Below are 21,869 nucleotides of genomic sequence, written 5' to 3' on the forward strand. Positions count from 1 at the left end.
GAACACTCCCCCTCATTTAAATGCAAAATGTTACGCCTTCATTTTTTTAAACTGCTCGGCAATCATCCACAGCGCCCGGTTTAATTTCACGTCGCCGTCAATACCGTTAATCGCGCGCGTCGTGGTGCGCTTTCCTTTTTCGTTGCGACCGATTAATCCCCCCCGGATCATATTTTCCTGCACCCGCTGAAAAGTCACCCACAAATCATTTTGGCGGTCTTCGGTGCGGCGCGGCATTAATACACTCGCCGGGGTAACGGGGATTTTTTTATCCTCTTCCCCGTAGCGATACATGAGCGCCGCCTGGGCAAACAGGTCTTGTTCATCCCGGTTGAGGGGGATGTCTTTCATGATATTCATGTGCTCATCGACCTTGTCAAAGATGCCGAGCACCTCATACGCCCCCTCAATAACCTGCCCGGTCACATCGCCTTTGTGGGGGACACGCACCTCGCCAAAGTCCTCACCGCACACCATGCCGTTCGAACAAACAAAGCGGAAAATTCCCGGCAGCATCTGATAACTGCTGCTGCCGTCGTGTGAATTGAGCAGGATTATTTCCGGCACTTCGCTGCCGGTAATTTGGCGCTCGCGGCGCAGCCGCAGCATGTGTTTGGTATGGCCTTTACGGGCTTCATCCCGCACGCGGGTCTGACAGGCAAAGAACGGCTGGAAGCCTTCTTTGCGCAGGCTGTCGAGCAGCTGAATGGTCGGAATATAGGTATAACGGTCACTGCGGGAGCCGTGTTTTTCTTCAGAAAACACGCTCGGGACGACGCTGGCCAGCTCGTCATTGGTCAACGGACGGTCGCGGCGGATCTGATTTTTGGAACCAAAACGGGAAGCTAAACGCATAATGATATCCTCGATGTTTGTGATGATGCTAAGTCAGTGATGGCGTGATACAGGAAACACCGGGCGGTAAGTTTCGCCGCCCGATGACAATGGCTAGTCCTCTTCAAACAGTTCATTTCGCAGGTCGCAGTAGGCGTTTGCACTGCGTACCAGCGCCGCGTCCGTCAGCGTCAGCCCCTGTTTTTCCGCCGCCTGTACAAAGGCCGGATGGTCTTTTTCCGGCAGACGTTTGAGGTACGCCATTGCGCTGACAATCAGGTTGTATTCATAGATTTCGGCGTGCAGGCCGCAGCCCTGATGGGCTTTTTCACTCAGGCGGGAAATGACCGCATCGGCGCGGATCACATCGAAGGGATGCGTTGACGAAATATCAGTGAAATAGCCGTCCATGCGCAGCGTCGTGGTTTTCGCCCCCCATCTTTCGGAAGATTCAGGAGCGGCGGTCTTGACGTTTTGTGTGTGCATTCTTCAGGTCCCCTTCAGGTTAAATGTCATCTCTCGGTGAGTTCTTTCGCGGCAAAGGGCGAAGTAGCGACGACGCACGGGGGAACGCAAGGGCGCCGCAGGCGTGCATTTCACCCTTGCGTTAACCTGGGCGGCGGTGCTACACCCAGCCCTCCGCGTAAGGGCTTGCCGCGAGATGGATAACCGCACCCGGCAGAATGCACACACCCGACGGCGAGGAACGAGGCGGCGACCTTAGCGGCCGGTTTACCGGCCAGTGTCCGTGCGGCGGCGCAGCCGCCTGCGGGGGTTGACCCTTGCCGTTGCCATCGGACCGTAGCCGATAGGCCGGAAACCCGCAGGGGTTCCGCGAAGCTTACCGGCTTGCCGGTTAGCGAAGTCGGGCAGACGATTGACCAGCCTGCTGGTCATGAGCCGAAGGGGGCCATGTTCTGGCCGTGGTGATTTGTTGTGAAAAAGAAAGCCCGGCCATCGATGACCAGGAAGAGAAAGAAGAGTAAAAGCCCGGAGAGAAAGAGAAGGACTGGAAAGCAGAAGACACTCCCCCGGAACAGAACGGAGAGAAAGGGCGGCGCAGCCGCCCCGTCACTCTGCATTGGGCGGGCGACGCCCGCCGGGGCATTTGACAGGGCGGAACAAAAATCCAGGGGCAGAGCGTGATCCGCCCCGCCCCTCTCATCAGCACACCCTGATTTCGGGGTTATAAATGACTTTGTAATCGGTGTGTCTGTCGCCTTTATGGAAGACGTCCAGCCGGACAACATTGTTCGCCGCGTGGTTCATGACCATCACCTGTTCAACGGCAACATGCAGCACCTGCCCCTCAGTCAGCGGAAACCAAAGATTGGCATCAGCACCCGACAGCGTCGGATGTGAGACAAAATGAAAGCCGGTGCCGGTGTCAAGCTCGGCTACGATCAGCATAACGTGGGGACGCACGGACGTCCTACACTCGATATCGCAGAAGCTGTCAGTCATGGCGTGCCCCTTCATGGCTTGATGCGTGTCGCCATACTCGCGCGCACAAACAGTATGTTTACTCATGATGTTTTACCCGTTTCACACACCGCCGCCATCAGGGAAAATTCACCGCCATCAATGCTCACCGCCAGATCGGCGACACGGGTAGTCAGCAGTTCCAGCATCTCAGGTTCAACGTTCAGAACTTCCAACATTGCCCCCTCAATGCCTGTCGCTTCATCCATTGCGACAAATAGCTCCCCGATATCATCCCAATGCTCGAGATCAAACCCTTCGGCATAGGCAATAGTGCGTTTTGCCCCCACGTAAGACGGTTTTTCAGCGGTCAGAAAAATGCCTTCCTCGCCGACCAACAACAACGCGCCGCCGTTCGTTTTCAGATCCATCATGACCGGCTTCAGCGTTTCCGCTCTTAACATCAGTTGCTTACTCATCCTATCCCCCAAAAAACCATTGAATTGCCGCCCCGCAGGGCGGCAAGGTCATCAGGCATAAGCCCGTTTCAGTTCCAGTGTGCGCAGCACTTGCCCGAGTTCACTGGCACGCATTGCGGGCACCCTGACGGACTGGCGTTTGCGCTGACATTTTGCGATGTGACGCCCCAGGGCCTTAAACGGCACGGTGATGTCCTGACTTTTCAGCGGTTCGCGCACAAGGCGCGGGTGTTTTTTTGCCGTCTCAGACTTTACAAACGGCACTGACGATGCAATTATCTGTGCTTCAGTATTCATGGCATGAACTCCAATCGAGTATTGATAGCCGGTCTGGCTTTCCAAGGGACAAATCGGCATGACAAGGCAGACGAAAGTCTGCTTTTTTCATTTCTGCACTACGGTTTCTTTGCTTAACACCTCCTTAATACGTCCCACAATGTCGGCATGGCTCAGGGTGCATTCATCGCATAGCTGGAAATAGCGGCCTTCAACTTTCGCGTAAATGTCCGTCACGCTGCCGCACATCATTTCGGCAAACTTGAATGATTCGCTGTCCCGCCCGCCCTGCCAGTCCATCGGCGGTAACGTCCCCAGCACGTCCATATATCTGTGCAGGTCGATTTCCACCGGCGGGGTCACATAGGATTTTGCGCGCGCCTCCCAGTAGGCGGCCTCCGCGCCTGCGTTCCATTCGAACCGGTTTTTACTCGCTTCGCCGGTGGTAATATCAGGTGTGTACATGTTGTCTCTCCTCGGTGTTGACGGCGGGACAATCCCGCCGCCGTCTGTTATTCCTGCTCTGCCGCAATCTCTGCCATCACTTCACGGTAAGCCCTCTGTATACGCTCCACTTCTGCCCACGTAAACGTGATGCCTCTGAGCCCTATCGCGCCGATAAAGACATCACGATCTCTCAACGGCAGTTGAGAGAGATGTTCCAATAAACTGCGGATTAGGAGGGATTCGAAAATTTCCCAATGCAGCCCACAACCCGCCTGTGCTTTCCTTTCGAGCGAAGAAATCACCACGTCGGCGCGGATCACATCGAAGGGATGCGCTGACGAAATATCAGTGAAAAAGCCGTCCATGCGCAGCGTCGTGGTTTTCGCCCCCCATCTTTCGGAAGATTCAGGAGCGGCGGTCTTGACGTTTTGTGTGTGCATTCTTCAGGTCCCCTTCAGGTTAAATGTCATCTCTCGGTGAGTTCTTTCGCGGCAAAGGGCGAAGTAGCGACGACGCACGGGGGAACGCAAGGGCGCCGCAGGCGTGCATTTCACCCTTGCGTTAACCTGGGCGGCGGTGCTACACCCAGCCCTCCGCGTAAGGGCTTTCCGCGAGAGGGATAACCGCACCCGGCAGGATACACACACCCGACGGCGAGGAACGAGGCGGCGACCTTAGCGGCCGGTTTACCGGCCAGTGTCCGTGCGGCGGCGCAGCCGCCTGCGGGGGTTGACGTGGCCATTGCCATCGGACCGTAGCCGATAGGCCGGAAACCCGCAGGGGTTCCGCGAAGCTTACCGGCTTGCCGGTTAGCGAAGTCGGGCAGACGACTGACCAGCCTGCTGGTCATGAGCCGAAGGGGGCCATGTTCTGTCCGTGGTGGTTTGTGGGAATGAGAAATCACCGGCCATCAATGACCAGGAGGAGAAAGACGAGTAAAAGCCCGGAGAGGAAGAGACGGAAAGGAATGAGAGAGACAAGTCCCCGACACATACCGGAGAAGAGGGGCGGCGCAGCCGCCCCCTGTCTCAGGGACTGGCGGGCATAGCCCGTTGGGTGTGTTTTAAGCGCGGCAAAAGTCAGGGAGCGAACCCCCTGCCCACTTATGCCTGTTTGCGCACTTCATCCAATAACTCGGGATGGTGATCGAGTACGCGCAGGAGTTTGATGATCGAAGGGTGTGGCTGTGCCTTACCCTTTTCATAACGCGAAAAGGCATTCACGCCCCCGCCAAAAATTTCGCTGGCCTCTTTCTGCGTGAGTTCAAGTTTTTTACGCACCTGAATGATGTACTCAGGTTCGATGGTTTCCGCGATGACTTTGGCCTTAAATGACTTCACCTTTGCCATGTAGGCGATCGACTGCTCACGATCCATCACGACTTCACCACACGCCGGACAGTGGTCACCTTCTGCCTCGATAACTGTTTTACGGCCACGGAATGAGTAAGGGACTTTTTTGATTCCAAACTCAAGTTCTGCACCGCCACAAACGGAACATTTCATATTACTTCTCCTTGAATGAGACGATCAAAACACCGTTACTGACCGTTAGTTTTAGATATACGTCACCACACGACAACTTCGGGCGGTATACGTCCTGCCAGACAGTATGATCATTATAGGTGGTCATACTTTAAAAAAAATCAGCTGCCGTTAATCCCAGGATCGCACTGCACATATCATCAAATGTCAGCCCTAAATCATCCGCGCCGTTGAGCGCCGTATTGGTGGCTTTCACCTTCCCTGCTGCAACAAGTCCCTGAACGATATGAAGATGCGTATGTGGAGTTCTCTTTTCCATGTTCACTCGGATTATTGGTTTTTGAGAGGTAATTATAACCTCAAAGGTTAGTTTAGACCACAAATATAACCTTTGAGGTTAGTTTTAGGTGGCACTATTCCCAGCGTGGTTCGACGTGGTTCGCCTTCATTGCATTTATACGCCGCACGGCTAACAAAGCCATCATCTCGCATTCTGCGAGTGATTCGGCATCATGCAGTGGCTGCACGCCCGCAAAATCTGACGACTCGGCAACGCGGGAATATAGCGAAAATGCATGCACACGGTCAGGTTCTGATACGCTGTTTTCAAACGTGAATGTTTCTACATACTCGCCGTCATCGTAGATGGGGGCGATTTCCAGCTCGATGGCGTGAATATGGTCATTCCCTAACGCCCCGCCTGTCTGGCAGTTCCAGTCAACAGCAGGATCGGCGGCCAAATCATCGATAACCTCCTGTAAAAATGGCAATTTCTCAACGGTTTTAAGCAGGTTTTGCAGGTACTGTGCCGCATGATTGCTGTAATACGCCACGTCCACGACGCCAATAGGTTCAACATTCGTCGCGTTCACTGTCCGGCCTCCGGTAACAACATGCGGTCGAGGACATAGGTAAAATGGTCAAAATAATCACAGGCTATCACCGGTCGTCCGTTAACAAACCAGACCAGAATCCACGAAAGAGATTCTTCGCACCTGTACATCTCGGCCTGTGCGCCCGCCGGTAAAAGTCTCGGCTCGAATTTTTGTAAGAATGCCCCGTAGCAGAGGATGTAATTAGCCAGATCGCCAAGCTGCGCGGGAGTAAAGGTTGCGGCCCCCGCAGCGGGGGCCTTAGCGCTGATATTTTGGTCAGAATTTACCGGTGTATTCATGATTAATTCCCCGCCGTCTGGTTTTTCACGCCGTAGTTTTTGATATAACGGTTAAGCCAAATTCGTGCACCAGCCTCGAAATTCCACCCACGCCACACCATCTCACCGTCCTTACGCACGACGAGACGAAATGCCTTCCCGTTATCGTCTTCAATCGCCACGTTGCTGTACTGAGACGCGACGGCAGTTGCCTGTTCGCGGGTAAACTCACCCTCCTCCGGTAATACACATTCCTGATCGCACATAAGCCTTTCCTTTTCGTTTGGGTTACACACATCACCCGTTGAGTTTCTCTTGTCGCGGTTTTAACGTTTGCGGGAACCTGCTGTTTGGTCCCTTCTGGTATGCCATCACCCGTTTGAGCCCGCTCGCCGCAAGGGCGTAAACGACACCGGCTGACGAAGATGACCAGGGCGAGCGGATAATTTTTGGAGGACTAACGTAGTGGCCGAGAAAAATTCTCAGTGAGTGTATTTACCCTGGACAGCGAGGAGGACTGTGTCGGTATCAGCCCAGGCGAAGGGACTTAAACGGAAAGAGGGTGCCGGAGTCCCAATGAGCGGGGATCCGCCGCAACGCCGGAGCGCGACAGCGAAACGGGGGTGCGCCGAAAAGTGCCGGCGGAACTCTCGCCGGTACGGTTAGCGCGCTGGCGTGAGCCAGCTGCAGGTGTTGACGTGCTCCATCAGACACTAGCCGTCAGGCCCGAAACCGCCCAGCGGGTTCGGCGGAGACGGGCCGGTGCGCAGCAGCTGCCGGGCGGAGTGTGGCTCGACGATTGACCAGCCCGCTGGTCATGAGCCGAAGGTGGCCGGGGTAGGATTTTGAATCATGTCTTTCATCCGCATCGAGAAAATCGGAAAACGAAAAACAAGCACCGAAACCGCATGCAAGATATTGGCGTTCACTGAATGATTTGACCAGCCGACGGCAGGACTTTGTTTTTCTGCCAATCGATTATAGCGATAGCGGAGACGCGCGGCGCCGAAGGCGCAGAGCGGTCTGCTATCGCCAGGCGAAGCCTGAAAGGGGTTTTCGCGCGATAACAGGCGGCTCCCCGCCCGTTTCTTACCGCTTACTTATCGAGTTTTTTGATCCCAGCCTGCTGAATAAAGGCACCGCCGAGATAGACCGCGTTCTGACATTTCAGATAAAACAAATATCGTCCAGAATCTATGTCGTATTGAGCGAAGACAATCCGGCTTCGCTGCGGCTCGCGTTAATCAACAATTTATAGTGCTGCAGCGTTTCACGTGTTTCAGACGTCAGTTTCATTTTTATCCTTACGACAGGGTTCCCCCTGCCGGTAAGTGTGTCATTCAGAAAATACGTAGCCGTTCACTAAAACCAGCCCGTTCATGAACATGTCGCGCCCATACGCTTCATAATCGAAATAACTCTGCAATGAGTCCGGCATATCACTGAGTAAGCCGGTTTCATCGACAAAATTGCGCGCGTAGTCTTCCTCACTTTCTGCCTTCCCCTGATACGCTTCCTGAAACGCATCATAATCACAGGCGTTAAAATATTCCGCCCATTCCACAAATCCCTCCCCCTGCCCCTCCTCCTTCGCCTGCCGGTAGGCATCTATAAACGCCCAGTTCACATGACTTTCGGACGCCAGTCCGGACGGGATCCCTTCCCAGTCCTGAAACATCATCTCCGGGTCTTCTTCATCGGCGTGCAGCTTGCTGCATGCCGCCAAAAAGTCTTGCTCGTCGTCAAACTCGGTCAGATCGAGCCATTTCCCGGCGATGCTGCCGCAGTTGTATTTATGGTACGTACCGACGTACACGGCTGGTGTGGTTGTGCTCATGTGCCTTTCTCCGCTGATTGTGGGATCACAGTTCCGGCTTACGCCGTGCCGACACGACAGACGGGCGGAAAGCGGAGGATGCAGGGGCGCTACCGGAGACCGCAGCGCAAACGAAGGAAGGAGGTGGGCTGAACGGCGGGCGAGTGAATATTGAACGAGCACGCGACGGGAAGACCGCCGAGTGTATGAGTGCGAACGGGTGAGGATAGCGGCGAAGCGAACCCTTATATCTTGAAGATGGCATAAACTGAATTTGTTGGTCTGGCAAAGCTCATGCAGCACGTGCGAACCCCAGGGCGTTAAGCCCGCATGCAAGCGTCCCGCGCATGAGCTGAGTCACTCATCATTAGCCCGTACAGTTGAATGAAAACAAATTCGTATCGTAAGGAGGGGCACCATGAGTCAGCCAAACCAACACTGCATCGGTATCGATATTGCTAAATTGTCGTTGGATATTGCGGGTACCGAAGAGTTTCCCCCTTTTTCTACCAGTAACGATGAGGACGGGTTCATAGCGATCCTGAAAGCGCTGAAAGAAAGGAGGATCGCGCTGATACTCATGGAAGCGACCGGGGGACTGGAGGCATCGATAGCCTGTTGCTTACAGGCCGCAGGATATGAGGTTGTTGTTATCAATCCGCGTCAGGCCAGAGATTTTGCCCGCTCAATGGGATATTTGGCCAAAACGGATAAGCTTGACGCGGCCATGCTGGCACAGCTCGCTCAGGTCATCGATCGCCATCCTGAACGCAGCCGGTATATCCGTGCGCTGCCGGACGAAGCGCGCGGCGTACTCACCGCCATGGTCGTCCGCCGTCGACAACTAAATAACATGCTGGTCGCCGAGCGTAATCGACGCTATCCCTCTCATCCACAGAGTCGTAAGAGCATCGATAACATCATTGATGCGCTTGAAAGCGAGCTTGGCCGCATCAATGAAGAGATGAAGCAGCACGTAAAAGTATTTTTCAAGGAACAGGCCGAGTTGATTGGGAGCGTAAAGGGCGTGGGTGAAGTCACGGTCGCGTCCCTGATTGCTGAACTGCCGGAGTTGGGGAAACTCAATCGACGGGAAATTAGCGCACTTACTGGCGTTGCCCCCCTGAACCGAGACTCAGGAAAAATGCGGGGTAGACGAACCACGTTTGGCGGAAGGGCCGGTGTCCGGGCAACGCTTTACATGGCGGCTCTTGTAGCCACGCAGTTTAACCCCGCCATTAAAATGTTCTATCAGCGACTGCTTGCCGCGGGTAAACCCAAAAAGCTCGCACTGGTAGCGTGCATGCGCAAACTCATCACCATTTTAAACACCATGGTCAGGAAGGGAGAAAAATGGGATGCCTCGTTCAAATAAAAAATCTGTTTATTACAATATTCTATACCCGGATTAAACCTCATGTTCACTGTAAGTATGCTTGTCGAGTACTCTATCGAATAATAGATGGGTGAAGTTAATAAAGTCCGTTATGTGCTAAATGCAAACATTGATCAGACGATTCACTATCAATGGGTAACTATTTGTTTTAACTGAGCACAAGAACTGATGTTATTTTGTTAAGCCCGCAACCTACAAAATATCGGGAGAGCACGTGCGCCCAGCAATGAAGGAAAAAATCATCAGAACGTGCGAGGCAAAAATTGCGTCTAAGGGCTGCAATGTAGGGCTTTCGTTCTATGCCTTTTTTGCCAATAAAAACAATGTTCCTGAACTGCTGATGGAGGTTGCACATTGGTGGATTATGGAGATGAAACTTGATCACTTTGAAAAGGCTGAAAAGATAAAAGGCCTCATGTTAGCCATATAACGCACTCTGAGATGATAACGTATTCTGAACAGCTACACGATGTATTCCATGAGTGTCCGCAGATCGCTCAAAGCTGTCCCGGAGCCTTTCCTACGGCAGCTGCGTGCCAACAGCGTACCTTAATAATCTTAATCTACCTTAATAGTGGGGTTTGAAGCCCAATGGAACGGAAACGTACGCTAAGAACGTAACCTTATGAATTTAAGTCTATAAAGTCGTGGCATTGTAGGTCAGGTATACGTTGATTTTATTAACACCAGGAATGCCGAAAACCGCGTGGATATTGGCATTAATGGCAAAAGTAAATAAAACCCTCGTTTTCTTTACTCGCCCAACCTGCTTAAAAAATATACTTAGCGTACGATCTCGTACGGTTGGGCTTCAGACCCCGTGAAGTGCCGGCACGCCATCGTGCACCGTGATGGTAAGAATACGGAGGGAAATCTATTATCTATTGATCAACAAACAGTTGATGCACTGGCTATGGCGGTTATGAAGTTCACCCAGGTAAATGATAAGCAGAACCTTGACGGTCAGCTTCAGGAGCATGAAGCTGATGAAAACTGATATTGGTCTTTGAGTACATGAAGGTTTTTGAGGGCCAACAGACGGAAAACTCAAAAAGTGTGTGGAACTAAAACGGGTGTGCTTACAATAATGTCACCTGTTTTGACTATGAGGCGATAATATCACCTGTATTCAGGTGGCTAAATTCACTATGCCACTAATATACCGTCAGTCCTTCTATCATGGCGTCCAGATCGATTCCTTTTTCTTCACTGATAAAGATATAATGACTGTTCAGTGCGTAGAACCCCAAACGTATATACTGTATGGGATTCTACGCAGATTTAAAGGTTTAATTACCAGTGGCACTGTCCGTTAACACTGTTAGAATTAGAATCACCACCGAATGCGCCGCGATTATTATTATTATTATTATTATAGCAATTGCTATAATATGAATGTACTCCAGATATGACCGCACCGGTCACTGCACCTTTTACCGCACCGGCCGCAGCACCAATAGCGACACCTTCAGGGCCGCCAGGCCATCCTTGCATGGCTCCTCTAATCGCGCCGGCGTAAGCCGTATTAGCTGCTCCATGCATTGCATCGTGAGATACACGTGAAGCAGAGCAACCCCCTTCATAGTTCGAATTTGCATTCCCACCAGAAACGAGTAAAACCTCACTGACTGTTAACTCTCTCATTCATTAACTCCTTGCTGTGATATAATTGTAAGCGAAAGGAATAGCTGACATTGAAATAAAAAGATATGTGACAATAATCCCACTCATTGTGTCATTGGAAACATTTAAATAGACACATAAAATTCCAATCGGAATACATGCGGCCAATGAAATTAGTTCAAGAAAAATAAAAGTCAGTATTTTTTTCTTGTTAAATCTCAATAAATCAATCTTTTTCATAAGGATTCCAAAATCAAGACAACGAATGTAAAGAATACTATTCCCGTGAAAGGTCCATAAGATTTATACGCCCAAAAGTAAGCATTTTGTTTGTTTTTTTTCATTTTGTTACACTATTTTTCACTTACTTAACCTTTAATCAGTGGATATTATTTTTTCACCCTATTTCCTTGTCATTTCATGATATGAAAGTGCCAAGGAAATAAATTTAAGTCATTGTAATTTATTGCAATTTATTTTTTACATCATTTCCCCCTTAATCTTTAAAATATTTTCTTTGTAGTATGCTTGTTGAGTAAAGTTATCAAACAAAACAAGAGTACAATCCTGGTTTGGATACAGCCTGCATTAACCTAAACTCGATGGTTGGCTTTCTTTTACGACCATGTGACATAAACCGGCAATCTTTAGATGAATATCTGTAGTCTCATGTGATTGATAGACTGAATGCTATTGGCTATATTTGCAGAGTTTTAAAGAGGTAAGGCTCCTAAGCGCAATCGACAAGACTTTTTCGATATGTAGGTATAATAAAATTGCGGATAAGACGACCAAAAGCACTGATGAACAAACACTTGTCGGATCAATTTAAGGTCATAACATAGTGAACGTGACGCATCACATCTCAACTCGCTAAGGAAGGGCAGACCGTGTTCCGCCAGGAAGCGATTAATAATCAGAAAATGAAATGGCGCGGCCGAGCGCTACTCCTCCCCGGTATTCCCTTTTGGGTTACCACATTATTATGCCTTTTATTTATTACCACCTTCCTGACCTTTGTCATTGCCGTAAACTATACCCGCAGAGTCAACGTGACCGGTGAGATCAGCACCTACCCACGTATGGCTAACGTCTATTCCGGGGTTCAGGGCGTGGTAGTCAAAGAATTTGTTACTGAAGGGCAGGTCATCAAAACGGGCACGCCTATTTACCAGATTGATGTGAGCAAAAGCACCCGCAGCGGCGTTGTCAGCGACAACCAATGCCGGGATATCGATGACCAGCTTGATCGCATTACACAAATCATCAGCCGGCTGGAAAGCAGCAAAAAAGACACTGTCGGGATGCTGGAGAAACAAAAGGCACAATATACCGTGGCTTTCCAGCGCTCCACCGACATACTCCGACGCGCCGAGGAAGGGCTTCGTATTATGAAAGAGAATATGGAGAACTACCGGCAATACCAGACCAAGGGGCTTATCAATAAGGATCAACTCACCAATCAGGTGGCGTTATATTACCAGCAGCAAAACAATCTGTTGGGTCTTACCGGCCAAAACGAGCAAAACTCTCTGCAGATCACCGCCCTGGAAAGTCAAATCCACACACAGGCCTCAGAATTTGATAACCAGATTTATCAAATGGAACTCCAGCGCTACGAACTACAAAAAGAACGGCTGAATATCGATGCCGGCGGAACCATCATCGTCCGTGCACTGGTTGATGGTCGCATCGACTCCCTTAGCGTCACGGTAGGGCAAATGGTCAACGTCGGCGACAGTTTGCTGCAGGTTATCCCACCCTGCATTGATCATTACTCTCTGGTACTTTGGGTACCCAATGATGCTATTCCCTATATTTCCTCAGGGGACCGGGTCAACATTCGCTATGAAGCCTTCCCTTCTCAGAAGTTTGGGCAGTTCGCCGGCACGGTGTCAGTGATTTCCAGAGCACCCGCGTCACCGCAGGAAATGCTGACCTATCAGGGTGCCCCTAAACCCGCGCTGACCTCTGCAGTCCCTTACTACAAGGTGATTGTTAGACCAGAGAAGCAGACCATTATGTATAACGGTAAACGCCTGAACCTTGAAAACGGTATGAAAGCGGAGAGCACACTATTTTTGGAAAAAAGAAAGATATATCAATGGATGCTATCACCGTTCTACGATATGAAGCACAGCGCGTCGGGACCGTTCAATGAGTAGGCTCTTTGTCAAAAAACTGCTCGGCCAGCTCGACATCCGGCTACGACAACACGTCCCGCTAGTTCATCAAACTGAATCCTCTGAATGTGGTCTCGCTTGTCTGGCGATGATCTGCGGCCATTATGGCAAGAACGTCGATCTGATTGCGCTACGCCAGCAGTTCAACCTCTCAGCGCGTGGCACCACGTTGTCCGGATTAACCGGTATCGCCGAACAACTCGGTTTGTCCTCACGTCCCCTGTCACTGGATATTGAAGATCTCAGTGCGATAAAAGTGCCGTGCATACTGCACTGGGAGTTTAACCATTTTGTCGTTCTGGTGAGCGTCAGGCGTAATCACGTGGTCATACATGACCCGGCCAGAGGCCGAAGGACCATCAACATGGCGGAGGTGTCGCACAGTTTCACCGGCGTGGCACTCGAAGCCTGGCCAGGCGCTGCATTCAAAGTAGACACTGTGCAAAACCGGCTCAGTCTTAGCACGCTTATGGGAAGCGTACACGGCCTCAAAGGGACGCTAGGCAAGATTTTTTGTCTGTCAGTGGTGATTGAAACCATTAACCTTGTGATGCCGGTGGGTACACAACTGGTTATGGATCATGCGATCCCTGCCGGCGATCGCGGTTTGCTGACCTTAATTTGCATGGGGTTGTTGTTCTTTATTCTGCTGCGGGCGGCAGTCAGCATGGTGCGTTCCTGGTCCTCATTGGTCATGGCTACCCTCATCAACGTCCAGTGGCAATCCGGGTTGTTCAATCATTTGTTGCGACTGCCCTTGGGGTATTTTGAACGCCGTAAACTGGGGGATATCCAGTCGCGCTTCGGCTCGCTGGATACATTGCGCAGCACCTTCACGGCCAGTATTGTCGGTGCCATCATGGACATTATCATGGTGGTCTGCGTGTTCGTGATGATGATTTTGTACGGAGGCTGGTTAACCTGGATAGTTATGGCCTTCACAGCACTATATGTACTCCTCAGGCTACTGACATACGGTTATTACAGGCAACTGTCAGAGGAGTCTTTAGTAAGAAATGCCCGCGCCGGTTCCTATTTTATGGAAACCCTGTACGGGATCGCCACAGTCAAAATGCAGGGGATAGCAGAAAGACGCAGTGCCCACTGGCTCAACCTCGAAATCGATACCATCAATACCGGGATCCGGGTGACTAAGATGGACATGCTATTTGGCGGCATCAACACCCTTGTCTCAGCGTTTGACCAGGTGGTGATCCTATGGTTGGGTACCAGCCTGGTAATAGACAACCAGATGACTATCGGTATGTTCGTTGCGTTCGGTGCTTTTCGCGGACAGTTCTCCGACAGAATTGGTTCATTGACCAACTTCCTGCTGCAATTGCGCATGATGAGTCTGCACAACGAACGTATTGCCGATATCGCCCTGCATCCGCAGGAAAACCGTAAGCCGGATCTCCCTTATGAGGCGCGTTTACAGCCGGTGTCGCTGGCAACCTATGCGTTGAGTTACCGTTATGACAGCCAGTCTCCGGCCATTTTCAACGGTTTGGACATCACTATCTCGCCAGGAGAAAGTGTGGCTATTGTTGGGCCATCCGGCTCAGGAAAGACCACCTTGATGAAGGTATTGTGTGGGCTGTTTTATCCTGATAATGGCAGGATTGAGGTGAACGGTATTGATATTCAGCAACTGGGTATCAATAACTACCACAAAATGATCGCCTGCGTGATGCAGGATGACAAGCTGTTCTCCGGCTCCATCAGGGAGAATATTTGCGGCTTTGCAGACGAAGTGGATGAAACCTGGTTGCAGGAATGTGCCCGGGCCAGTTACCTGCATGAGGTCATCAAGCAAATGCCCATGGGGTATGAAACCCTGATCGGTGAATTGGGAGAAGGGTTGTCTGGGGGGCAAAAACAGCGACTGTTCCTAGCACGTGCGATTTACAAGAAACCTGCAGTCTTGTTCTTAGATGAGGCTACCAGCGCCCTGGACAAGGAAAGTGAAACTATGGTGAATCTCGCGATCAAAGCACTAGACATCACAAGGGTTATCATTGCTCACCGAGAGACGACTATAGCTTCAGCAGACAGGATAATAGTTCTTAACAAATAACTCTGTAAATGGTTTTATAAAAACAGTCAGGTATAATGTATTGCTTTTCACACTAATGGGTATCCGTTGTGAATCCCCATTTAACTAAGAAACTCAAAAAAATGAAAAAAATATTAATAGCATTCATTGCGGTTATTGCTTCTACTGGTGTCAAGGCAAATGTCGTTTCTATCCGGGGTGATACGGTAACAAACGGTGAGGTCAACGAGGTAGGGGTTTACTTTAACGGCTCAATAAATAATCAAACGGTGACTTGGCTGATATCCTCTCTGGCGGATATCCAATCAAACTATCGCAACGTAAAGAACATTGACCTTTATCTTAACAGCGACGGTGGAGATATGGATGCAGGATACGTGGCATACGAGGCACTCCAAAAAACTTCACAAAAGCTGAATATTATCAACACTTCTATGACAGGGTCAGCAGCCACGCTGATTTACTGCGCATCGAATGAGCGCTATACCATGCCCATGGCGAGATTTATGATGCATCCCGCCGCATCGGGTTATGAAAAAGTAGACTATATGAAACCTGATCAGGCACGAAGGATCTTGGAGGAAGATGACAGTTACAACGCATTGTTCCGTAAGGTCTACACATCTTGCACAAACCTTACCCCTGTTGAATTGAAAAAAATAACAGATTCCGAGTCTGGGCGCGTTATTTATAGCGCAGAGCAGGCTCAGAAAAATGGTTTAGCCAATAAAGGAATAAAGGATAGCCAAAGTTACCCATTGACATATTTCATTACGGACTCACAGAGTTAATTATTCACTACCTGAACTGTCTCTTTATAACGGGTTATAGCTAAGTCGTCGATTCGATTTATCGCGAACTTTGCCCTGGAACACGGTTGTACACGCCTCGACTGGACTGCGGAGAAATCCAATCCCAAAGCCGGGGCATTTTACTTGTCCCTTGGTGCTGCTCTGATTTATGAAAAACAGTACTTCCGGCTGGAGGGGAAGGATCTCGAGACGTTTTCTTCACGCGTTGAGTAAGCATCAAAATGGGGCAGACAAATCCCCTTGCTTATATCTGTCCCAGATAATCGCTTTCTGTTCTGGCGTGTAGTTAATTCTAGTTCTTCGTTTTATGGCAACGCCCCCCCCCCTTGATTAAGGATAGCGTTGCATCGACCAGTTGAACTCACAGCTCATAGCGGACTGTCCTGGTTTATATCCATCACTAATTTCGATCTCATCGCCACGCACAAGACAGTTGCTTGCATACGCAGCGGCCCGTCTACAGTGAAGGCACGGCGTTAGCCGTCGGAGCTCAGGCTGTCAGAGTGCGTTTTTAGTCGGGTTGGTGCGCGGCAGCGTGGCAACCCTGAAAAAGCGGAGTTTCACGACATCCTTTGAATAATAAATGGGTGCAGTCCGCTATGTGCTGTGAGTTCAGCGTAGCCCGATTTACGCCTAGCTACTTGGATTTAGTGGCGCGGAGAAAAGATAAACTGGTAGCAACTGGGCTGCAAATCTCGTCACCGATGCGCAAGTTCAAGTTGAGGCTTTTGTAGATCAAATATTTGCTTTATCACTCCCAGCTAAAATGATCGACCCTCCTTATGTCTGAATGATAGAGCCAAGAATAATAGAACACCTTTAAGAGCAACAGACATTGGACTCACTGAACTGACCGCTTATCAGTTTCAGACATGGATAAGTTCAATGAGCGTTGGGATGGATATGCATGGAATAGTGGCATAAACGTCTATCCTCTTAGGCGTGCCGTGATAAGAAAACACGATTAACATTTTAACGAACTTGAGCCCTCGGATTTATTCTACTGTTATTGTTACAATTTTTATTATTCGGTGTTTATACATAAGGATAACAATGAACAAAATAGATTGTTTAGTAAGTTCCATTAAGGAGCAGTCCGACAGTGTCGATTTAATTGCTAAAATATTTGAAGCTGAATTAATGGCATTGCCGTTCGATAAATTTAATGTTGGCCATTGGGGTTTGAAAATTATTCATGACAGTTTAGTAAAGATTTTACATATTGTAGAAAAAGAACTAGATTTTACTGAAACTTTAAACTTGGTTTCTGTTGCTCGATATATATGTGAGCTTAACATTCAACTTAATTTAATTAATAATAACTCTCGTTATAGTTTGGTGTATTACGGCGAGTTGATTAAAAATCAGAGGGAGTATTGGAGCAGGCTTAAGGATCAGTTGGAGCGAGAGATAATCGCTTTCAACAGCTTAAAAAAAACAATAAAATGAACTGCATAATCAAAAGCTTGCGGAAATCTTACAGATACCAAAGGGGCCTAAGCAGACAGAAGCAGCGAGATCTTTATCTCATTATGTTTCCAAAGCCATTGATGAAAAAGCTGATAGAATATTTTCTATACATGCAGAACAAGCGAAGACCAATGGATATGATTTCCAGGCTATACTTATTGCCAAGAAACAATTACCACAAGTCATAAAATCAATCAAAGACATTGATATGGAAGATGCGATTTACAAATCAAATGTATCTAGTGATATAATCAAAATCATAAATTTAAGAACATCTTGGGCAAAAAAATCCAAAATTACAAATCTTTCTGATGATTATCATTTCATATATTCATTTTCTAGTAAATTACTTCATGCCTTGCCTGCAAGCATCACTACTAGTGACTTAGGGTTATCTAATGATGAAAAAATAATATTCTTAAAGTTCATAAAAGTTCGGATATCCGATATTCTGAAATTAAGTCAAGACCATTTAAAAAACAAGTACCATTCCAATTAAAGAAACCACATTTGATGGAGAGGATTATTTTCCTTTCCACTTAGAACACAGCCTTTATATTTCCACTGCGCGAATTTTCTCCATAGTTGATTTAGTGCCAGATATCTTTCCTTTCAAAGCAGCCGCAGCAGCTCGTTTACAGTGAAGGTACAGCTTTAACCGTCACAGCTCAGGACTAACAGAAAACGTTATTCAGTGGGTGACAGTCCTGCAGGGCTGTAACCCCGAAAAAGCGGAGTTACACGACATCCTAACTCTATGAAATCGTGATAAGTTACACATTCCCTTGTCGTAATGTTCTGAAGAGACTTCTGAATTCCTCCGCTGTATCGTCTCATTCAAAATCTATTTTCCAAACGAAAAATAAGGCTCTGTATTTTGCCGAAAAATAAACAGATTTCTAGCCGAAATGCCGGCTACCCGCAGAGCCTTTGAAGTTATTGGCGGTTAGCTTTTCAGATGGTTGTAGTTGCACCAGGCTGTAAACGGTCCAACAGTTTTAATCGCCCATGAAAAGCGATGCATTCCAATGTAGTTTTCTCCCCTATCCATCATCGCTTTCTGATGTGCAGCTAGTGCGGTTGGTTGCGCAATCTCTGTCACAACATTTTCCATAGACTGCTTAATTTGTGGAGATGCACTGCGGTATTCAGTGGAAGAAGTGACTGTTGCACTTACTTTTTTCTTTGCTTCTTCTGGAGAAATGTTTCCCTGCAAGCCCACATACTGAGACGCTGCGGCATAGAGAGGAACGCTCAGTTGTTGACAATAGTTCATTACCTGCACTTGCTCTGCGTTAGTATCAGCAAAGGCCGGGGCACATGATAAAACTCCAATAAGAACTGAAGTGCATTTTAGTTTCATAGATAATCCTTTATAAATTTGTATTAGAAGAAAGATTTCATTCCTTCCAAATTATATAAGAAAGCCACCCTATAATATTAACCCGCATCTATAGAAATACTGCATCCCTATATTAAGAAATTTAGACGATATTTCCATCATTTAGGTTGTATAAAGACGTTACTCGTACGCAGTACTGCTGCGGGTTCGAACCAGTTATCACCCAACAGTACAGAAGTTACCCCTGAAACTGTGGATAACTTTATCCTCAGGGAAAGCAGGTCATAACCACAGCCAATTCTATAAGCCGGCATTAGATTATCAAAAAGGTACCAATAAAATAATTCCTACAAAGACTCGTAACGCTCGCCGCAGGAACGGTTGAGGCGTACCGCAGCAAAGCGAGGAACGAACAGCCGCGACGAGGGAGCGTCATATCGTCTGCAGCCAATGTGAAAACCGCACACTCCCGGCCTGATGTCGCCATAAAAAAAACCGGCGCATAGGCCGGCGGAAAGTGATGATCGGTATTACTTACGGTTTTTCTTCCAGGTTTCAGAGGCCAGAAACGCCGCGCGTACCACCACAATGGCCCAGCACAGCTGCAGGAGTATCTTCACGGGCACACTGAATCCGTCAAATATCAACAGCGGCACGATAAACAGGCAACTGATGAGAAAACACCACTCCGCCGCGCTTTTGCGCGCCCTGCCCGTCAGCGTCTCCAGTCCGATGATCCCTTTGCATAACTGCATCAATGACATGGTTCTCTCCACAAATCATCCGGCACGCCGGAGGGCTTCAGTCTTTTTTCAGCATGCGTTTGAAATTAGTTCGGGCCTGCCCTTCCCCTTACGTACTGCCGGTAGGTTCCGGGAGCACTGAGGGGGCAGATACCTGGCCAGCGCAGGCGGCAATGACGTCCTGAATGCTGGCCGTCGTGGGCTGCCATCCCGTCGTTTGCTGAAAAATTCCCACCAGCTGGTCGGCGGTCAGCTGGCCATCGAACAGCATGGACAACAGATAAGGCAGACGCTTATCCAGCTGGTATAACGCGCTTCCGCCCACGATCGCCGCCCGGAAGAATTCACCTCGTGTTCGCAGAGGTACTGACTCGATAATATCCATCGCTCTGGCATCCTGACTATCATCTTCTGGATGCAAATAGACAGTCAGTCTCTTACGTTTGTCGGTCACGGATAGCGCTTCCTTGGAATTAAAGTAAAACAAGTTCGCGAACCAACGCCGTTTGGGGGGCATTGACCACCACAATACGGTCGAGGGCCAGTTTCCAGGCACGGCGTACGGCAGCCTCAATCAGCGACGCCCCGCCACCTACCAACCAAACCCGATTCACCTGGCGGTACGCCGACAGCTCATTGACCACCCGTTCCCCGAGACGCTCGATGGACGAACTTATCATGTCCAGCACATAGTCCACTTTTGACTCATCGTTGACAACCGTGGCGGCAAACTCGCGGTCATGTCGTCGCTGTATCAGTTGATCAGCCACAAAGGCGTTGGTGTCGCTGTTGGCCATACGCAGTGCAGTGAGTGTGGCCTGTGTCACCATCGATACGCCGATCGTTGAATTGCCCTGAATGGCACTGACTGTAATGGTCTAATCATTTCGGACACTTTGTTAGAGATATAATGAGCAACGCTAACGCGGTGAGAATGCGAAGAAAAACGTTTACCCATGAGTTCAAGCAGGAATGTGTCAATTTGGTTCTGCAGCATAAGTACCCGGTGACCCAGGCTGCTGAAACGATGAATATAGGCCTTTCAACATTACAACGCTGGTTACGCCAATATCGCGGAGAAGTGAGGGTAGATACTCCCATCGCCACCGCGATCACGTCTGAACAACGACGAATACAGGAACTTGAAAAGCAGGTACGTCAGTTGCAAAGCGACAATGACCTGTTAAAAAAGGCTTCAGCCTTCTTCGCCATGGAAATGAACAACGACAAAAAGTCGCGGTGAAACTGAAGAAGGCCGGGGCAAACATCCAGCAAGTATGTCGATGCCTGTCGCTCACGCGCAGCGTATTTTACGCTCGGAGCCGGCGGCAAGCCCTCAGAGCAAATGTTATGATCCTTCATGCTGCGGCTAAGCATGTTCATGCTGAAATGGATGCGACGTATGGCAGTCGGCGCATGTGTATTGAGCTGCGTGAACAGGGTTTTAACGTTGGCCGATACCGTGTCCGTCAGATAATGAAGACCCTGATGCTGGTTGCGAAGCGTCCCGGACGTCATCGCTATCCACGTGGTGGTAAACCGGCTGTAGTGGCGGCTAATCTGTTGAATCGACAGTTTAATCCAGAGACATTAAATACCTGGTGGTCAGGTGATATCACCTATCTTCGTACCGCTCAGGGCTGGTTATATCTGGCTATTGTCATGGACTTATGTTCAAGAAAAATAGTGAGTTGGGCCTTCTCGGACAAAACGGACAGCGCCCTGACTATCCGGGCATTACGACTGGCGGTTAATAAACGACGGCCAACAGGCCCAGTCGTATTCCATAGCGATCAAGGTGCTCAGTATACCAGCGCCCAGTACCAGTCCTGCCAACAGGAACTGGGTGTGATGGGCAGTATGAGCCGCAAGGGTAACTGTCTAAATAACGCCGTTACGGAGAGGTTCTTCCGCAGCCTGAAAGCAGAGAGAGTTAACTACCGTCGCTATGAAACCCGAAGTCAGGGCATTGCGGACGTTATCGATTATATCGACAGTTTTTATAATCTGAAGCGTCGGCATTAACGGCTGGGCAATATATGGCCGAATGAATATGAACGCCGATTACAACAATGTGCCTAAATCCGTGTCCGGTTTTAGTTGACCATTACAATCCCGCCCAACTTATCCTCTAATTTAATTGTCTATCCTACAGCCACCTTATCTTTTCAATGCAGGATTTACACCTGAATTCTACGGGTTAGGAGTTAGGAGTTAGGAGTTAGGAGTTAGGAGTTAGGAGTTAGGAGTTAGGAGTTAGGAGTTAGGAGTTAGGAGTTAGGAGTTAGGAGTTAGGAGTTAGGAGTTAGGAGTTAGGAGTTAGGAGTTAGGAG

Annotated in this window: 27 protein-coding genes and 1 pseudogene; 9 read left to right on the forward strand and 19 right to left on the reverse strand. The window is 49.1% G+C overall.

Features of this window, described 5'->3' with window-relative positions; genetic code table 11:
• Positions 1-30: 30 nt before the first annotated feature.
• The 14 genes and pseudogenes from J1779_RS02605 to J1779_RS02675 all read right to left on the reverse strand — a co-directional run bounded on the left by J1779_RS02605 (position 31) and on the right by J1779_RS02675 (position 7,932).
• On the reverse strand, positions 31-855 hold the full coding sequence (locus J1779_RS02605) for a DUF932 domain-containing protein (protein WP_217202800.1): 825 nt from the start codon (positions 853-855) through the stop codon (positions 31-33).
• Positions 856-948: 93 nt separating this feature from the next.
• Complete coding sequence (locus tag J1779_RS02610; RefSeq protein ID WP_217202801.1) at positions 949-1,320, reverse strand: hypothetical protein; 372 nt, start codon at positions 1,318-1,320, stop codon at positions 949-951.
• Positions 1,321-1,998: 678 nt separating this feature from the next.
• Positions 1,999-2,364, reverse strand: a complete 366-nt coding sequence (locus J1779_RS02615) for a hypothetical protein (RefSeq protein WP_217202802.1) — start codon at positions 2,362-2,364, stop codon at positions 1,999-2,001.
• The gene (locus J1779_RS02620) at positions 2,361-2,735 is read right to left on the reverse strand and encodes a hypothetical protein (protein ID WP_217202803.1); all 375 of its coding nucleotides are present in this window, start codon (positions 2,733-2,735) and stop codon (positions 2,361-2,363) included. The genes J1779_RS02615 and J1779_RS02620 overlap by 4 nt, the downstream gene beginning before the upstream one ends.
• Positions 2,736-2,786: 51 nt before the next feature.
• Complete coding sequence (locus J1779_RS02625; RefSeq protein WP_217202804.1) at positions 2,787-3,032, reverse strand: hypothetical protein; 246 nt, start codon at positions 3,030-3,032, stop codon at positions 2,787-2,789.
• A gap of 87 nt (positions 3,033-3,119) precedes the next feature.
• Complete coding sequence (locus J1779_RS02630) at positions 3,120-3,476, reverse strand: hypothetical protein (RefSeq protein WP_217202805.1); 357 nt, start codon at positions 3,474-3,476, stop codon at positions 3,120-3,122.
• 47 nt (positions 3,477-3,523) lie between these two features.
• Entirely contained in the window at positions 3,524-3,898 is a 375-nt protein-coding gene (locus J1779_RS02635) for a hypothetical protein (RefSeq protein WP_217202806.1), read from the reverse strand.
• A 110-nt stretch (positions 3,899-4,008) separates the two neighbouring features.
• Complete coding sequence (locus tag J1779_RS02640) at positions 4,009-4,308, reverse strand: hypothetical protein (protein ID WP_217202807.1); 300 nt, start codon at positions 4,306-4,308, stop codon at positions 4,009-4,011.
• A 253-nt stretch (positions 4,309-4,561) separates the two neighbouring features.
• Positions 4,562-4,963, reverse strand: a complete 402-nt coding sequence (locus tag J1779_RS02645) for a type II TA system antitoxin MqsA family protein (RefSeq protein WP_217202808.1) — start codon at positions 4,961-4,963, stop codon at positions 4,562-4,564.
• Between the two features lies 1 nt (position 4,964).
• Positions 4,965-5,261 (reverse strand): annotated as a pseudogene (locus J1779_RS02650) (type II toxin-antitoxin system MqsR family toxin).
• Positions 5,262-5,355: 94 nt separating this feature from the next.
• Positions 5,356-5,814 carry a hypothetical protein gene (locus tag J1779_RS02655; RefSeq protein WP_217202809.1) on the reverse strand — a complete coding sequence of 153 codons (459 nt, stop codon included), beginning with the start codon at positions 5,812-5,814 and terminating at the stop codon, positions 5,356-5,358.
• Entirely contained in the window at positions 5,811-6,116 is a 306-nt protein-coding gene (locus J1779_RS02660) for a hypothetical protein (protein WP_217202810.1), read from the reverse strand. The genes J1779_RS02655 and J1779_RS02660 overlap by 4 nt, the downstream gene beginning before the upstream one ends.
• 2 nt (positions 6,117-6,118) lie before the next feature.
• Positions 6,119-6,361 carry a DUF905 family protein gene (locus J1779_RS02665; RefSeq protein WP_217202811.1) on the reverse strand — a complete coding sequence of 81 codons (243 nt, stop codon included), beginning with the start codon at positions 6,359-6,361 and terminating at the stop codon, positions 6,119-6,121.
• 1,070 nt (positions 6,362-7,431) lie between these two features.
• Positions 7,432-7,932: an antirestriction protein ArdA gene (locus tag J1779_RS02675; protein ID WP_217202812.1), complete on the reverse strand. Its 501-nt coding sequence runs from the start codon at positions 7,930-7,932 to the stop codon at positions 7,432-7,434.
• Positions 7,933-8,329: 397 nt separating this feature from the next.
• On the opposite strand from J1779_RS02675, the gene J1779_RS02680 reads away from it, so the two are divergent.
• The 3 genes from J1779_RS02680 (at position 8,330) to J1779_RS02690 (ending at position 10,304) form a co-directional block, all read left to right on the forward strand.
• Positions 8,330-9,286 (forward strand): IS110 family RNA-guided transposase, encoded by a 957-nt coding sequence (locus J1779_RS02680; RefSeq protein WP_217202813.1) that lies wholly within the window; start codon positions 8,330-8,332, stop codon positions 9,284-9,286.
• A gap of 235 nt (positions 9,287-9,521) precedes the next feature.
• Entirely contained in the window at positions 9,522-9,737 is a 216-nt protein-coding gene (locus tag J1779_RS02685) for a DUF6500 family protein (RefSeq protein WP_217202814.1), read from the forward strand.
• Positions 9,738-10,148: 411 nt separating this feature from the next.
• Positions 10,149-10,304 carry a hypothetical protein gene (locus tag J1779_RS02690; RefSeq protein WP_217202815.1) on the forward strand — a complete coding sequence of 52 codons (156 nt, stop codon included), beginning with the start codon at positions 10,149-10,151 and terminating at the stop codon, positions 10,302-10,304.
• Positions 10,305-10,600: 296 nt separating this feature from the next.
• Here the strand turns inward: J1779_RS02690 and J1779_RS02695 are convergent, their stop codons facing one another.
• Positions 10,601-10,951 carry a hypothetical protein gene (locus J1779_RS02695; protein WP_217202816.1) on the reverse strand — a complete coding sequence of 117 codons (351 nt, stop codon included), beginning with the start codon at positions 10,949-10,951 and terminating at the stop codon, positions 10,601-10,603.
• A gap of 869 nt (positions 10,952-11,820) precedes the next feature.
• Between J1779_RS02695 and J1779_RS02700 the strand changes: the two genes are divergently transcribed.
• The 4 genes from J1779_RS02700 (at position 11,821) to J1779_RS02715 (ending at position 17,430) form a co-directional block, all read left to right on the forward strand.
• A complete protein-coding gene (locus tag J1779_RS02700) occupies positions 11,821-13,095 on the forward strand; it encodes an HlyD family secretion protein (protein WP_217202817.1) in 1,275 nt (424 codons plus the stop codon).
• Positions 13,088-15,190 (forward strand): peptidase domain-containing ABC transporter, encoded by a 2,103-nt coding sequence (locus J1779_RS02705; protein ID WP_217202818.1) that lies wholly within the window; start codon positions 13,088-13,090, stop codon positions 15,188-15,190. Before J1779_RS02700 ends, J1779_RS02705 begins: the two co-directional genes overlap by 8 nt.
• Before the next feature lie 101 nt (positions 15,191-15,291).
• Positions 15,292-15,960, forward strand: a complete 669-nt coding sequence (locus tag J1779_RS02710) for an ATP-dependent Clp protease proteolytic subunit (protein ID WP_217202819.1) — start codon at positions 15,292-15,294, stop codon at positions 15,958-15,960.
• A gap of 1,074 nt (positions 15,961-17,034) precedes the next feature.
• Positions 17,035-17,430 (forward strand): hypothetical protein, encoded by a 396-nt coding sequence (locus tag J1779_RS02715; protein ID WP_217202820.1) that lies wholly within the window; start codon positions 17,035-17,037, stop codon positions 17,428-17,430.
• Between the two features lie 967 nt (positions 17,431-18,397).
• Here J1779_RS02715 and J1779_RS02720 read toward each other — a convergent pair.
• The 4 genes from J1779_RS02720 to J1779_RS02735 all read right to left on the reverse strand — a co-directional run bounded on the left by J1779_RS02720 (position 18,398) and on the right by J1779_RS02735 (position 20,411).
• Positions 18,398-18,814 (reverse strand): hypothetical protein, encoded by a 417-nt coding sequence (locus J1779_RS02720; RefSeq protein ID WP_217202821.1) that lies wholly within the window; start codon positions 18,812-18,814, stop codon positions 18,398-18,400.
• A gap of 509 nt (positions 18,815-19,323) precedes the next feature.
• Positions 19,324-19,557, reverse strand: coding sequence for a hypothetical protein (locus tag J1779_RS02725; RefSeq protein WP_217202822.1), 234 nt, complete (start codon positions 19,555-19,557; stop codon positions 19,324-19,326).
• A gap of 88 nt (positions 19,558-19,645) precedes the next feature.
• On the reverse strand, positions 19,646-19,990 hold the full coding sequence (locus J1779_RS02730) for a plasmid partitioning/stability family protein (RefSeq protein WP_217202823.1): 345 nt from the start codon (positions 19,988-19,990) through the stop codon (positions 19,646-19,648).
• A gap of 19 nt (positions 19,991-20,009) precedes the next feature.
• The gene (locus J1779_RS02735; RefSeq protein WP_338019848.1) at positions 20,010-20,411 is read right to left on the reverse strand and encodes a hypothetical protein; all 402 of its coding nucleotides are present in this window, start codon (positions 20,409-20,411) and stop codon (positions 20,010-20,012) included.
• A 35-nt stretch (positions 20,412-20,446) separates the two neighbouring features.
• On the opposite strand from J1779_RS02735, the gene J1779_RS02740 reads away from it, so the two are divergent.
• Together J1779_RS02740 and J1779_RS02745 are read left to right on the forward strand one after the other, a co-directional pair.
• Positions 20,447-20,779, forward strand: coding sequence for a transposase (locus J1779_RS02740; protein WP_217202825.1), 333 nt, complete (start codon positions 20,447-20,449; stop codon positions 20,777-20,779).
• Positions 20,776-21,561: an IS3 family transposase gene (locus J1779_RS02745; protein WP_338019847.1), complete on the forward strand. Its 786-nt coding sequence runs from the start codon at positions 20,776-20,778 to the stop codon at positions 21,559-21,561. The genes J1779_RS02740 and J1779_RS02745 overlap by 4 nt, the downstream gene beginning before the upstream one ends.
• Positions 21,562-21,869 lie beyond the last annotated feature (308 nt).

This window comes from Rahnella rivi (assembly GCF_019049655.1).
In the GTDB taxonomy this organism is placed as follows: domain Bacteria; phylum Pseudomonadota; class Gammaproteobacteria; order Enterobacterales; family Enterobacteriaceae; genus Rahnella; species Rahnella rivi.